We start from the raw sequence: 13,248 nt of genomic DNA, 5'->3' as shown, positions 1-13,248 counted from the left end.
GTGTCGATTGACCTGACGCCATCGCGGGCAAGCCCGCTCCCACAGGGTTTCAAGTGAGTCGAGTGATCGCTTCAGCCCTTACTTCTGCTTTTCCAGCTGGTGGTATTTGCCGTCCTTGTCCCACTGGTAAACCACGTAGTCGGAGACTTTCAGGTCGCCTTTGGCGTCCCAGGTCTTCTCGCCCATCACGGTTTTCACCGGGTTGGCCTTCAGCCACTTGGCAGCGGCTTCGCCGTCGTTTTTCTTCGCGCCATTGAACGCTGCCGCCAGGGTCTGAACCGAGGCGTAAGCGTACAGGGTGTAGCCTTCAGGCTCGGTGCCGGCCTTGCGGAACGCGTCCACTACGGTCTTGCTTTCCGGCAACAGGCGCGGGTCGGCGCCGAAAGTCATCAGCACGCCATCGGTGAATTGCGGGCCGCCAGCGGTGGTCACCAGTTCGTCGGTCACGATGCCGTCGTCGGACATGAACTTGACGTCTTTCAGACCTTGTTCACGCAGCTGGCGAACCAGCGGACCGGCTTCCGGGTGCAGGCCGCCGAAATAGACGACATCGGCGCCGGCGCCACGGATCTTGGTGACGATGGTGCTGAAGTCTTTCTCGCCACGGGTCAGGCCTTCGTACAGCACAGGCTTGACGCCGCGTTTTTCCAGCTGAGCCTTGGTGGCGTCCGCCAGGCCTTGGCCGTAGGTGTCCTTGTCGTGCAGCACGACGACTTTCTTGCCCTTGAGCATGTCGACGATGTAGTCGCCGGCAACGATGCCTTGCTGGTCGTCACGTCCGCACATACGGAACATGGCGCTGAGGCCGCGTTCGGTAACTTGCGGGTTGGTCGAGCCCGGAGTGATCGCGATGATCCCGGCTTCGTCGTAGATTTCCGACGCTGGAATGGTCGAAGAGGAGCAGAAGTGACCGACCACGCCGGCGACTTTCTGGTTGGTGAGGTCCTTGGCGACCGTCACTGCCTGCTTCGGTTCGCAGGCGTCGTCGCCTTTGACCAGGACGATTTTTTCCCCGTTGACGCCACCCGCCGCGTTGACCGCATCGGCCGCCGCCTGTGCACCCTTCATGTACTGCTCGCCGAATGCAGCGTTGGCACCGGTCATAGGACCCGCTACACCGATCTTGATATCAGCTTGAGCAAACGCAGAAACACCCAGCGCAGTAGCGACTGCGAGGGCCAGAAAGCCTTTCTTGTAAAACGTCTGGGACATGAGGTGGTGCTCCAAGGTTTTTTTTAGTTGGCACTGCGACTTCACTTCACTCAAAGCTCAGAGCAAGGCCCGTGCCATCGGTTTTTTATTCTTCAAAAAGTCGCTGCATTGTTGTTATTTCGACTGTTTCGGTCCCATTTTCATTGGGCGTGCAACCGTCTAAACCGCGGAAGGTGAAACCATTTGTTTTTTCAGGCGCAACCCGCACGCGCCATCATTGCAACCGCAGCGACAAACGACGTGCAACCAGCCTGTAACAGCCCGCGTCACCGAACTGCACACTGCTGGTGCGGGACTGCTACAACCCGCACCATTACAGGCTAGTCGCTGGATGCAAAAGCGCCGCTTGCGGCAACAAATTTCAACACTCAAATAACGATGCGCAGGCACTGGCCCGCGTGATACAGGGAAAACCCGGCCTCGTACAGGCAACTGCGCAAGCCCACACCGGCCAGGGGCTGCATCGGTGCGAAGGGAATCGGCAGTGCCTGCGGATTGCCGTTGCACAGGTAATCGGCGAAGGCTTTGCCGACGACCGTGCCGGTGGTGACGCCGCGACCGTTATAACCGGTGACGGCCACCAGTCCCGGCGCCGGCTCGAACAGACGCATCAGGTGATCAGGGGTAAACGCAATGCGCCCGGTCCAGGTGCATTGCCACTCGACCGGCTTCAGATTGGGGAAGTAATGCTGCTGCACCCGATCAGCCCAGGCCTTGAGAAACCAGGTCGGTTTCTGATTGCCATTGCCGAGGCTGCCGAGCAACAGGCGCCCGTCCTTGTCACGGCGGATGCTGCTCAACACCTGACGGGTGTCCCACGAGCCCTGCCCGCCCGGGAGAATTTCTTGCGCAGCGTCTTCGGTAAGTGGCACCGAGGCGACCTGGTAGTAATAGCCGGGAAAGAAATTGCGCTTGAGTTCGGTCCAGTCGCCTTCGGTGTAAGCGTTGGAGGCGATGACCACTTGTTCGGCGAGTACCGAACCCTGGGCGGTTTGCACCGACCAGTTCTGCCCGATGCGCTCGAGGCGAGCCACTGGCGAATGATCGAACATCTGCCCGCCGAGCCCGCGCACGGCATTGGCCAGCCCGGTGACATAGGCCATCGGATTGAGCGTGCCGGCGCGGCGGTCAAGCAGCGCGGCGGCGATTTTCTGCGTGCCGGTGGCTTGCTCGCAGGCCTTGCCGGTCAGCAGTTCGACCGGCGCGCCACGACGTTTCCACTGCTGCTCGCGACTGCGCAGATCCGCCTCGCCCTTGGCGTTATGTGCCATGTGCAAAGTGCCTTCGCGGCGCAACTGGCAATCGATGTTGTATTTATCCACAAGGCTGAACACCAGCGCCGGCGCTGCACCAAGCATGCGGTTGAGCTGACTGCCGACCGCCTCGCCGAACCCGGCTTCGATCTCGTCCGGAGGAATCCACATGCCGGCGTTGACCAGCCCGACGTTGCGCCCGGACCCACCATGCCCTGCGCGATGCGCTTCCAGCACGCAGACGCTTTTGCCTTTTTCCAACAGATGCAGCGCCGCTGACAACCCGGTGAACCCGGCGCCGATCACGCAGACATCGACCTTGACCTCGCCACTGAGCGCGGCGTTATCCGGGCGTTGTGGCGTGAGCGTTTCCCACAGACATTCTTGGCGTAACGGCATTGCCAGACTCCAACAGAAACCCAACAAACACACAAACCTGAGTGAGCCCCCTGTGGCGAGGGGATTTAGCGAAACGTCGCACCGCCCCGCTGGGTCGCGGAGCGGCTCCAAAATTTCAAAAGCGACGACTGCTTCGCAGCCGAACGGGGATAAATCCCCTCGCCACAGTGCTCACTCCTACAGAGGATCTCCACCTGTCAGTCGAATGTAATGCCCTGCGCCAACGGCAATTCCAGCGAATAGTTGACGGTATTGGTCTGCCGCCGCATGTACGCGCGCCAGGCATCGGAGCCGGACTCACGGCCGCCGCCGGTTTCTTTCTCGCCACCAAACGCGCCGCCGATTTCCGCGCCGCTCGGGCCGATGTTGACGTTGGCGATGCCGCAGTCACTGCCGACCGCCGACATGAACCGCTCGGCCTCACGCACGTCGGTGGTGAAAATGCACGATGACAGGCCTTGCGGCACGGCATTGTTCAGGCGCAGCGCTTCCTCGAAATCGCTGTAGCCGACCACGTAGAGAATCGGCGCGAAGGTTTCGCTGCAGACCACATCGCTCTGCTCGGGCATTTCCACGATGGCCGGCGACACGTAATAAGCATTGGGGAATTGCTCTTCCAGTTGGCGCTTGCCACCGAACACCCGGCCGCCTTCGCTCAGCGCCTGTTCCAGCGCATCCTGCATGTTTTCGAAGCTGTGCTTGTCGATCAGCGGGCCGACCAGATTGCCTTGCAGCGGATGGCCGATGCGTACTTTCGAATAGGCAGCCTTGAGGCGGGTGACGATTTCTTCCTTGACCGACTCATGGGCAATCAGACGGCGCAAAGTCGTGCAGCGTTGCCCAGCGGTGCCGACGGCGCTGAACAGAATCGCGCGCACTGCCATGTCCAGATCGGCGCTCGGGCCGAGGATCATCGCGTTGTTGCCACCCAGTTCAAGAATGCTGCGGGCGAAACGCGCGGCGACTTTCGGCGCCACTTCGCGGCCCATGCGCGTGCTGCCGGTGGCGCTGATCAGCGCAACACGCGGATCATCGACCAGCGCTTCGCCGGCATCGCGACCGCCGATCACCACCTGGCACAGGCTCGCCGGGGCATCGCTGAAATTCTTCACTACGCGATCAAACAGCGCCTGACAGGCCAGCGCGGTCAGCGGGGTTTTCTCTGATGGCTTCCACACCACCGGGTTGCCGCAGACCAGCGCCAGGGTGGTGTTCCACGCCCACACTGCGACCGGGAAGTTGAACGCGCTGATGACGCCGACCACGCCGAGCGGATGCCAGGTTTCACGCATATGGTGGCCCGGGCGCTCGGAGGCGATGGTCAGACCGTACAACTGGCGCGACAGGCCAACGGCGAAATCGCAGATGTCGATCATCTCCTGTACTTCACCCAGGCCTTCCTGAGTGATCTTGCCAGCCTCCCACGACACCAGCTCGCCGAGATCGGCCTTGTACTCGCGCAACACTTCGCCGAACTGACGCACCAGCTCACCGCGACGCGGTGCCGGCACCTTGCGCCATTGCTCGAATGCATGATCTGCGCGACTGATGTGTTGCTCGACTTCGGCAGCGCCCTCCCAGTTCACCGAGGCAATTTCACCGCCATCGATGGGCGAATGCACCGGCACCTTGCCGTTCTGGTACAGGGCCGGGTTGACTCCCAGACGATCAAGCAATGCGGCTACCATCGGTCTCTCCTCAAGCAAAAACAGAATGTGTGCGGCCATCCTTTGCATGGCCGGGCAGGCCTTTAGTTGTAGCCTCACTGCGGCGATGCAACAAACGACCTTTACGCCAGATATCATTCCGTTTATTCATGCTGCCTAGCGAAAGACAAGAAAAAGGACTGGCCATGCTGAACAGACGCCACTTGCCCTCGATCACCGCGCTGCAATGCTTCGAGGCCGTGACCCGGCACCTGAGTTTTACCCGCGCCGCCGAAGAGCTGAACCTGACCCAGAGTGCGGTGAGCAAACAGGTCGCACAGCTTGAAGAACTGTTGCAGCACTTGCTGTTCCGCCGCGTGCGTCGGCGCTTGCAGATGACGCCGGCCGGGGATTTGTATCTGGTCGAGGTCAGAAAAATCCTCAGCCAAGTGGAGATGTCGACGCATTACCTGCGTTCCTACGGCGGCGAGACCGAAGTCCTGCGAGTCTCTACCCCTTCCACCTTCGGCGCCCGTTGGCTGGTGCCGCGCCTGAAAGGCTGGCGCCTGCGCCATCCGTCGATTCATCTGGATCTGTGTAACGAGCAGGAAGCCGACGATCTGTTGCAGGGGCGCAGCGATCTAGCCTTCTATTTCGGCCAGGCTTCGCGTCCGGGCACCGAATGCCTGAAATTGTTCGGCGAACAACTGGTGCCGGTCTGCGCCCCGGGCAGCCTGCCGGACACGCCATTCACTGACCCGACGCAACTCACCGACCTGGTACTGCTGCAAAATGCCTCGCGACCGCAGGCCTGGCACGACTGGTTCGACAGTCAGGGCTACCACACCGAACACAGCTACCACGGGCCGCGTTTCGAAACCTTTTACATGTGCATCCGCGCCGCCCAGGTCGGCTGTGGCGTGGCGCTGCTGCCGCGGTTTCTGGTGGAAGAGGAATTGGCCGAAGGCAAACTGGTCATACCCTGGCAGCATGCGATGCCCAGCAGCGATGCCTATTACCTGGCCTACCCGGAGCACGCGGCGGAAGTGCCGAAGGTGCGGGATTTTGTGAAATGGATGCTTGAACAAATCGATACCCCGGTGTGAGGTCAACCGGGATCCCTGTGGGAGCGAGCCTGCTCGCGAAAGCGTCGGGTCAGCCACATCATCTTTAACTGACACACCGCATTCGCGAGCAGGCTCGCTCCCACAGTGGATCTGCGGCGCTCTGAAAAAATGCTGGCAATCCCCACCGCCGATATGCGCCACTAGCGCCATCGATATAGACCGCGCCAGGCGCGGCGCAACTGGAGACCCGTTTATGAGCGAGAGTGTGTTTGCCGATCGCATCGTGCAGAACCTGCTCGACACCGACTTCTACAAGCTGACGATGATGCAGGCGGTGCTGCACAACTACCCCAACGTCGAAGTCGAATGGGAGTTCCGCTGCCGCAACGCCGAGGATCTGCGTCCGTATCTGGCCGAGATCCGCCACCAGATCGAGCGTCTGGCCGAGCTGAGCCTGAGTGCCGATCAGTTGAGTTTCCTTGAGCGCATCAGTTTTCTGAAACCAGATTTTCTGCGCTTCCTCGGCCTGTTCCGCTTCAACCTGCGCTACCTGCACACCGGCATCGAGAACGGAGAGTTGTTCATCCGCCTGCGCGGGCCGTGGCTGCATGTGATCCTCTACGAAGTGCCGCTGCTGGCGATCGTCAGCGAAGTGCGCAATCGCTATCGCTACCGGGAGACTTCGCTGGAGCAGGCACGCGAACAGCTGTATCGCAAGTTCGACTGGCTGACCGCCAATGCTTCGGCCGATGAGCTGTCGCAATTGCAGGTCGCCGATTTCGGCACGCGCCGGCGCTTTTCCTTTGGCGTGCAGGCCGAAGTGGTCAACGTGCTCAAGCATGATTTTCCCGGGCGTTTCGTCGGTACCAGCAACGTGCATCTGTCCCGCGAGCTGGACATGAAACCGCTGGGCACCATGGCCCACGAGTGGATCATGGCCCATCAGCAACTCGGCCCGCGCCTGATCGACAGCCAGATCGCCGCGCTCGATTGCTGGGTTCGCGAATACCGTGGCCTGCTCGGTATCGCCCTCACCGACTGCATTACCACCGATGCGTTTCTTGGCGATTTCGATCTGTTCTTTGCCAAGCTCTTCGACGGTCTGCGCCACGATTCCGGGGACCCGGTAGCGTGGGGTGAAAAGTGCATCGCGCACTACCACAAGCTCGGCATCGACCCGATGAGCAAGACCCTGGTGTTTTCCGACAGTCTGACCCTGCCCAAATCGCTGGAGATTTTCCGCGCGCTGCACGGTCGCATCAATGTGAGCTTCGGCATCGGTACCAACCTCACTTGTGATATCCCGGGTGTCGAACCGATGAGCATCGTGCTTAAAATGACCGCCTGCAACGGCCAGCCGGTGGCGAAGATCTCCGACGAGCCTGGCAAGACCCACTGCAAAGATCCGAATTTCGTCGCCTATTTGCGACATGTGTTCAAGGTTCCTGCCGAATCCAGTCTATCTAACAAGGAGTGAATTCATGCAAGCCGTACAGCGTGAGATTGCTGAGCAGCTCAAGGTGCAACCACCGTTCGCCGACGATCAGGCCCTGCAGGCCGAAGTCGCCCGGCGCCTGACGTTCATCCAGGAATGTCTGGTCAATTCCGGGCTCAAGACCCTGGTGCTGGGCATCAGCGGCGGCGTCGACTCACTGACCGCCGGCCTCCTGGCCCAGCGCGCGGTACGTGAACTGCGCGAAAAAACCGGCGACGACCGCTACAAATTCATCGCCGTGCGCCTGCCGTATGAAACCCAGTTCGACGAGCACGACGCCAAGGCCTCGCTCGACTGCATCGCCCCTGACGAAATCCACACCGTGAACATCGGCCCGGCGGTCAAGGCGCTGGCAGCTCAGGTGTCGGCGTTCGAAGGCAAACCGGCGGCGTCGGTGGACTTCGTGCTGGGTAATACCAAGGCGCGGATGCGCATGGTGGCGCAGTACACGATTGCCGGAGTGGCGGGCGGTCTGGTGATTGGCACCGACCATGCGGCAGAAGCGGTGATGGGCTTCTTCACCAAATTCGGCGATGGCGCCTGCGACCTCGCCCCGCTCAGCGGCCTGGTGAAAAATCAGGTGCGTGCGATTGCCCGCAGCTTTGGCGCGCCGGAATCGCTGGTCGAAAAAGTCCCGACCGCCGACCTCGAAGATCTTTCGCCAGGCAAACCGGACGAAGCGGCGCACGGCGTGACCTATGCCGAGATCGATGCGTTTCTGCACGGTGAAGCGGTGCGGGACGAGGCGGCGAAGATCATTGTCGACACGTACAACAAGACTCATCACAAGCGGGTCATGCCGTTTGCGCCTTGATTTTTCAAAGGCATGAAAAAGCCCGCTGAGGAGTGATCCTAAGCGGGCTTTTTCTTTGGCCATCAGTCTTTCGGTGAAGCAGATGGCCTCTTCGCGAGCAGGCTCGCTCCCACATTGGCCCTGATTACTTGACGACGATAGTGCCTTTCATCATCGAGATGTGCCCAGGGAACGAGCAGAAGAAGCCGTAGCTACCGTCAGCCACCTTGGCCACATCAAAGGTCACCGAATCGGTTTCCTTGGCGCCGATGATCTTGGTGTGGGCGATGATGCGGGCGTCGCCATCTTTCAGGTAGTTCTTGTCGATACCGGCTGCCAGGCCGTCGGTAGCGATTGGCTGCATGTCAGCTTCTTTGCTGATCACCAGGTTATGGCCCATGACGGTCTTCGGCAGGCTGCCGGAGTGGGTCAGTTCGACGGTGAAGGTCTTGCAGCTCTTGTCGATCACGATTTCCTTGGTGTTGAAGGTCATCTGATCGGTGGAATCAACGGTGGTTTTGCACTCGGCAGCCATCAATTGGCTGCTGGCCAGCGCCAGCAGGGATACCGCAACAACTTTGGAAAACATGGTGAATCTCCAAGGCAGGGTTAACAAAAACACTAGTGGTGGAAAGACTGCCTGAAATCATCGCAAGTTCATATGACTTGAGTCAAAAATTGTATACAACTTTCAGGCTATGACACTCATCGACACAATCTAACGGCCATTTTGTACGGCCAACCCTATGATCGGCCCACCTACTGAAACGGAGTGCAAGTCATGTTCTTTAACGGTCTGTTGTGCAGCTTGCTCGCCGCCTACGCCTGTGGCGCCAGCGGTACTTTTGAATCACCCGAACGCGAAGTCTAGTCCTTGGAGCGCAGCGTGCCAGCCGTTACCCTGTGCGCCTGATCGACTCAGGAGTAACGCATGTCGCTGAAATCCGTTTGTGTGTTTTGCGGTGCCAATGCCGGTACCGTGCCGGCCTACACTGAGGCTGCCGTGGCCCTTGGCCGGGCATTGGCCGAGCGAAATCTGACGCTGGTCTACGGCGGCGGCGCGGTCGGCTTGATGGGCATTGTGGCTGATGCCGCGCTGGCCGCTGGCGGCGAAGTGATCGGCATCATTCCGCAAAGCCTGATGGACAAGGAGATCGGCCACAAGAGCCTGACGCGCCTGGAAGTGGTCGACGGCATGCATGCGCGCAAGGCGCGGATGGCCGAACTCAGCGATGCATTCATCGCCCTGCCCGGCGGCCTTGGCACGCTGGAAGAGCTGTTCGAAGTCTGGACCTGGGGCCAGCTCGGCTACCACGGCAAGCCTTTGGGGCTGCTGGAAGTGAACGGTTTATACAGCAAACTCACGGCTTTTCTCGATCATATCGTCGGCGAAGGCTTCGTTCGCGCGCCACACCGTGACATGCTGCAAGTGAGCGAATCGCCAGATTCCCTGCTCGACGCCCTCGATCAGTGGCAGCCGACCGTCACGCCCAAGTGGGTCGACCAAAAACCCGGTTAACCCCCGGACACCGATACAGGGCAGAATACGCGCCGCTCAACCTCACCTTCGACCCCAGAGGATCGCCCATGGCCAAACCCAATTACTCCTTCGCCAAACGTCAACGAGACCTGGCAAAGGAACAGAAGAAAGAGGAAAAGCTTCAGCGCAAGAAGCAAACCGCTGAAGAAGCGGCACTGAACCCTGACGGTGAAGTGGCGACCGATGATGATGTTGATGCATCCGATGCACCGAAAGATCAGACGCCCGACGCCTGAGCCCCACCGGGTTTGATGATCGAATCAGACCCTGCGGATTTGTGACGGGGCTGGCAGTTCTGCTGCCGGCCCTCACAGCCCTGCTTTCCCTGAAACACCAAAATCCCCTGTGGGAGCGAGCCTGCTCGCGAATGCGATATATCTGTTACAAATCTATTGGCTGACCTGACGCTTTCGCGAGCAGGCTCGCTCCCACATTTGAAGACTCATCAATTCTGAGGCATCACCGTAACCCGCACTTCCGGGTCGTGATTACCGCCACCGAGAATCACCCCCCGCAACGGCGACACATCGGAGAAATCCCTCCCCCACGCCAACGTGATGTGTTCCAGCGCCGGCTGCACATTATTGGTCGGATCGAAATCCACCCAGCCCGATACCGGACAGAACACCGATACCCACGCATGCGAGGCGTCGGCGCCGATCAGGCGTGGCTGTCCCGGCGGCGGCTGGGTCAGCAGGTAGCCGCTGACATAACGCGCCGCCAGACCGCGCGAGCGCACACAGGCCAGCATCAGATGAGCGAAGTCCTGACACACGCCGCGTCGACGCTCCAGCACTTCCACCAGCGGCGTCGCCACCTGGGTGGCTTCGGCATCGAAGGTGAATTCGCTGAAGATCTTCTGCATCAGCGCCTGCACGCCGAGCAGCAACGGTCGCCCTGGCGGAAAACAGCTTTGCGAGAACTCGACGAAGCTGCGCTTCAAATGCACATAAGGTGACTGGAACCGGTAGCGACAGGCTTCGAGCAAGTCGGCGGACAACGGCTGACTGCTGTAGGTCAGCGCATCGCGGGTCTGCTCCCACGCCGGCGACTGATTGAAATCCAGCGCCGGTCGCGCCAGCACTTCGACCGTCAGCCGGGCGTTGACCTGCAATTGGTCATGGGGCCGCTCAAAGGCCAACCGCGTCAGCGGATTGCCGAAAACATCCAGCTCATCCCGGCGCATGGTCGGTTCGGGGCTGATCAGCAACTGCTGCTCGGTGCAGCGCTGCCAGCTGCATTCGCGCGGCCACAGGTGCGCCAGTTGCTGCGCGAGGGAGACCGGGCTGTCGTAGTGATAACAGGTGTCGTGAAAGATCTGGTACTGAGCGCTCATCACACGGACACCGTTCGCTGGCTGACATCATCGACATGGGCGAAATGGCGCAGGGCCAGACGATCCGATACCTGGCCGCTGGCTTCGGCAATTTCCTGCAACAGATCGGCCAGACCATCCAGCGCGGCACGTACGCTGGATTTGCCGAACAGCGGGTTCTCCAGACAACCGAGATCAAACCGCGAGAGGCGTTCGACCAGCTGCGGCAGCGCGGTTTCGCGAGGTGCGCCGAAGTCGTCGTTCAAGCGTTTCAGCGTGCGGGTGACCAGTTTCAGCTGAAACAGCACCGCGTGGGGGTTCTGCTCATCCAGCAACAGCAGATCGAGCACCGGAATCAATTGCGCCACCGCCAGATAGCGTGAGCGGTAGGTGATGCTGCTGTTACCCAACTCCAGCAACCACTCCAGCCCCGCCTGATCGAACGCACCCGCGCCGCGCAGAAACGCCGCCAGACTGCTGCTGAGAAATTGCAGGCGTTCGATGCGCCGGCCAATCATCAGAAAGCGCCAGCCTTCATCGCGGGTCATGTCATCCAGCGCAAACCCCGACAGCGCCGCCAGCGACATCACCAGACGGTTGAGGAAATCCAGCAGTTCGCCGAAGTCCGGTTCATCGACTTCCAGCTCCAGCGCCTCGCGCTGCAATTCGACCAGCGCCTGCCAGTTCTCCCGGGACAGCTTGCCGCGCACTTGCGAGGCGGCCCATTGCAGGCGTTGCAAGTTGGAGCGCAGGCTGAACGACCAATCCTCGCCCAGCAACGCAGCGAGCAGGCGCTCCGGCAGTTCGCCTTCATCGGGCAGCAAGGCCAGCCGCTCGCCGAGATCGACCGCTGCTTGCAGCGCCTGCGGATCATCGCCATCGACGTAACGCGTGAGCATGATGCGCAGCAGCCGCGCGCTGTCGTCGCAGCGTTCGCAGTAGCGGCCGAACCAGAACAGATTCTCCACTACCCGCGATGGCAGGTAAGGATCGCGCCGCACCAGATCGTGCACGCCGACATTGCGCTGCGCCTTCCACTGCTCGCCACTCGGCGCACGGTCGCTGAGCACCCAGGTGTCCTTGCTCGCCCCGCCGCGCTGCATCGACACCACTTCGGCATCAGCCTTGGCCGCCACTCGGGTCAGACCGCCCGGCAACACGCGGTAGCCATCGTGGCTGGCCACCGCATACATGCGCATGCCGATCGCGCGGGGTTGCAGATGACCGTCTTCGGCTTGCCACACCGGCGCCTGCGACAGTTGCGCAAGCTCTTGCGCGACGTAGGCATAAGGCCGTGCCTGCATACGCTGCGCCAGCTCGAGGCGCTGGCTTTCACTCAAATCACGGCCGAAAACAGGCGCGAAGCTCTGCGACGGGAACGCCGGTTTGATCAACAGCTCCGGAAGTTTTTCCAGCGCCTGCGCCAGCACCGGCGCTTCACCGCACCACCAGGTGGCGATCGACGGCAGGATCAGTTCCTCGCCGAACAGGTACTGATTGATCTTCGGCAAAAAACCCAGCAGGCCCGGCGATTCAAGCACGCCGCTGCCGAGCGCATTAGCCACCAGCACCCGCCCCTGCCGCACCGCCTCAAGCAGACCGGGGACGCCAAGCGCCGAGTCGGTACGCAGTTCCAGCGGGTCGCAGAAATCATCGTCGAGGCGGCGCATGATCGCGTGCACCCGGCGCAGGCCACTGAGGGTTTTCAAGTAAACGGTGGCATTGCGCACCGTCAGATCGCCGCCCTCGACCAGCGGATAGCCGAGCTGGCGCGCCAGATACAGATGTTCGAAATAACTTTCATTGAACCGCCCCGGTGTCAGCAGCACCACCAGCGGTGCGTCATCGCCCTCCGGTGCCTGACGGGCCAAAGTTTCCTGCAAGGTGCGGAAGAAACCGGCCAGATGCTGGACCTTAAGATCCCGGTACAAATCGGGAAAGGCGCGGGAGACGATGGTGCGGTTTTCCAGCGCATAGCCGGCCCCGGATGGCGCCTGGGTGCGATCGGCAGTGACCCACCAGCGACCATCCGGTGTGCGCGCCAGATCCACGGCATACAAATGCAAAAAGGCTGATTCGGGCGGGGCAATGCCCTGACAGGGCCAGAGAAAATTGTTGTGTCCGAATACCAGCTCGGCGGGCAGCAGGCCTTCGCTGATCAACCGCTGCGGACCGTACAGATCCGCCAGCACTGCATTGAGCAAGCGCGCACGCTGAGCGATGCCGGCGGACAATTGCTGCCATTCATCTGCCGCGATCACATGGGGCAGCAGATCCAGCTCCCACGGCCGGTCAGCGCCCTTGGGATCGGCATAGACGTTGTAGGTGACGCCGTTTTCCTGAATCTGCCGCGCCAGCAAGGCTTGGCGCTGCACCAGTTGCGCCGGACTGCTGCGCTGCAACTGATCGAACAGGCGCTGCCAATGCGAGCGCACCGCGCCGCTGCCGTCGAGCAGTTCGTGATAGGTGCCCGCGGTCAGCGGGTAGCGGTCTAGCAGGTCAGGCATGGAAAGCTCGGCAGACAGCAG

At 61.0% G+C, this 13,248-nt stretch carries 11 protein-coding genes; 5 read left to right on the top strand and 6 right to left on the bottom strand.

Annotated features, from left to right (window positions below):
• Positions 1-78: 78 nt before the first annotated feature.
• The 3 genes from ASG55_RS14205 to amaB all read right to left on the bottom strand — a co-directional run bounded on the left by ASG55_RS14205 (position 79) and on the right by amaB (position 4,552).
• Positions 79-1,212, bottom strand: coding sequence for an ABC transporter substrate-binding protein (locus ASG55_RS14205; RefSeq protein ID WP_041480713.1), 1,134 nt, complete (start codon positions 1,210-1,212; stop codon positions 79-81).
• Between the two features lie 368 nt (positions 1,213-1,580).
• Positions 1,581-2,864 carry an L-pipecolate oxidase gene (amaA, locus tag ASG55_RS14200; protein WP_056787594.1) on the bottom strand — a complete coding sequence of 428 codons (1,284 nt, stop codon included), beginning with the start codon at positions 2,862-2,864 and terminating at the stop codon, positions 1,581-1,583.
• A gap of 197 nt (positions 2,865-3,061) precedes the next feature.
• Positions 3,062-4,552 carry an L-piperidine-6-carboxylate dehydrogenase gene (gene amaB, locus ASG55_RS14195; RefSeq protein WP_056787591.1) on the bottom strand — a complete coding sequence of 497 codons (1,491 nt, stop codon included), beginning with the start codon at positions 4,550-4,552 and terminating at the stop codon, positions 3,062-3,064.
• Positions 4,553-4,716: 164 nt separating this feature from the next.
• Here amaB and ASG55_RS14190 point away from each other — a divergent pair, with 164 nt between their 5' ends.
• The 3 genes from ASG55_RS14190 (at position 4,717) to nadE (ending at position 7,886) form a co-directional block, all read left to right on the top strand.
• Entirely contained in the window at positions 4,717-5,616 is a 900-nt protein-coding gene (locus ASG55_RS14190) for a LysR family transcriptional regulator (RefSeq protein ID WP_056787588.1), read from the top strand.
• A gap of 214 nt (positions 5,617-5,830) precedes the next feature.
• On the top strand, positions 5,831-7,054 hold the full coding sequence (pncB, locus tag ASG55_RS14185; RefSeq protein WP_056787585.1) for a nicotinate phosphoribosyltransferase: 1,224 nt from the start codon (positions 5,831-5,833) through the stop codon (positions 7,052-7,054).
• 4 nt (positions 7,055-7,058) lie between these two features.
• A complete protein-coding gene (gene nadE / locus ASG55_RS14180; RefSeq protein WP_056787583.1) occupies positions 7,059-7,886 on the top strand; it encodes an ammonia-dependent NAD(+) synthetase in 828 nt (275 codons plus the stop codon).
• A 124-nt stretch (positions 7,887-8,010) separates the two neighbouring features.
• Here nadE and azu read toward each other — a convergent pair whose 3' ends face one another.
• Entirely contained in the window at positions 8,011-8,454 is a 444-nt protein-coding gene (gene azu / locus ASG55_RS14175; protein WP_056787580.1) for an azurin, read from the bottom strand.
• A gap of 342 nt (positions 8,455-8,796) precedes the next feature.
• On the opposite strand from azu, the gene ASG55_RS14170 reads away from it, so the two are divergent.
• Both ASG55_RS14170 and ASG55_RS14165 read left to right on the top strand, forming a co-directional pair.
• The gene (locus ASG55_RS14170) at positions 8,797-9,384 is read left to right on the top strand and encodes a TIGR00730 family Rossman fold protein (RefSeq protein WP_056787576.1); all 588 of its coding nucleotides are present in this window, start codon (positions 8,797-8,799) and stop codon (positions 9,382-9,384) included.
• 68 nt (positions 9,385-9,452) lie between these two features.
• Positions 9,453-9,641 carry a hypothetical protein gene (locus tag ASG55_RS14165; protein WP_016771927.1) on the top strand — a complete coding sequence of 63 codons (189 nt, stop codon included), beginning with the start codon at positions 9,453-9,455 and terminating at the stop codon, positions 9,639-9,641.
• 209 nt (positions 9,642-9,850) lie between these two features.
• Here the strand turns inward: ASG55_RS14165 and ASG55_RS14160 are convergent, their stop codons facing one another.
• Positions 9,851-10,741, bottom strand: a complete 891-nt coding sequence (locus ASG55_RS14160) for a transglutaminase family protein (protein WP_056787573.1) — start codon at positions 10,739-10,741, stop codon at positions 9,851-9,853.
• A complete protein-coding gene (locus ASG55_RS14155) occupies positions 10,741-13,227 on the bottom strand; it encodes a circularly permuted type 2 ATP-grasp protein (protein ID WP_056787571.1) in 2,487 nt (828 codons plus the stop codon). Before ASG55_RS14155 ends, ASG55_RS14160 begins: the two co-directional genes overlap by 1 nt.
• Positions 13,228-13,248: the final 21 nt, after the last annotated feature.

This window comes from Pseudomonas sp. Leaf434 (assembly GCF_001425545.1).
In the GTDB taxonomy this organism is placed as follows: Bacteria; Pseudomonadota; Gammaproteobacteria; order Pseudomonadales; family Pseudomonadaceae; genus Aquipseudomonas; species Aquipseudomonas siliginis.
The sequence above is the reverse complement of the archived record's forward strand: the minus strand, read 5'-3'. Positions and strand labels throughout refer to the sequence as shown.

Bases quoted from the DNA above. Each gene is read 5' to 3' on its own strand.
- ASG55_RS14205 (WP_041480713.1), bottom strand. From the start codon at position 1,212: ATGTCCCAGACGTTTTACAAGAAAGGCTTTCTGGCCCTCGCAGTCGCT.
- amaA (WP_056787594.1), bottom strand. From the start codon at position 2,864: ATGCCGTTACGCCAAGAATGTCTGTGGGAAACGCTCACGCCACAACGC.
- amaB (WP_056787591.1), bottom strand. From the start codon at position 4,552: ATGGTAGCCGCATTGCTTGATCGTCTGGGAGTCAACCCGGCCCTGTAC.
- ASG55_RS14190 (WP_056787588.1), top strand. From the start codon at position 4,717: ATGCTGAACAGACGCCACTTGCCCTCGATCACCGCGCTGCAATGCTTC.
- pncB (WP_056787585.1), top strand. From the start codon at position 5,831: ATGAGCGAGAGTGTGTTTGCCGATCGCATCGTGCAGAACCTGCTCGAC.
- nadE (WP_056787583.1), top strand. From the start codon at position 7,059: ATGCAAGCCGTACAGCGTGAGATTGCTGAGCAGCTCAAGGTGCAACCA.
- azu (WP_056787580.1), bottom strand. From the start codon at position 8,454: ATGTTTTCCAAAGTTGTTGCGGTATCCCTGCTGGCGCTGGCCAGCAGC.
- ASG55_RS14170 (WP_056787576.1), top strand. From the start codon at position 8,797: ATGTCGCTGAAATCCGTTTGTGTGTTTTGCGGTGCCAATGCCGGTACC.
- ASG55_RS14165 (WP_016771927.1), top strand. From the start codon at position 9,453: ATGGCCAAACCCAATTACTCCTTCGCCAAACGTCAACGAGACCTGGCA.
- ASG55_RS14160 (WP_056787573.1), bottom strand. From the start codon at position 10,741: ATGAGCGCTCAGTACCAGATCTTTCACGACACCTGTTATCACTACGAC.
- ASG55_RS14155 (WP_056787571.1), bottom strand. From the start codon at position 13,227: ATGCCTGACCTGCTAGACCGCTACCCGCTGACCGCGGGCACCTATCAC.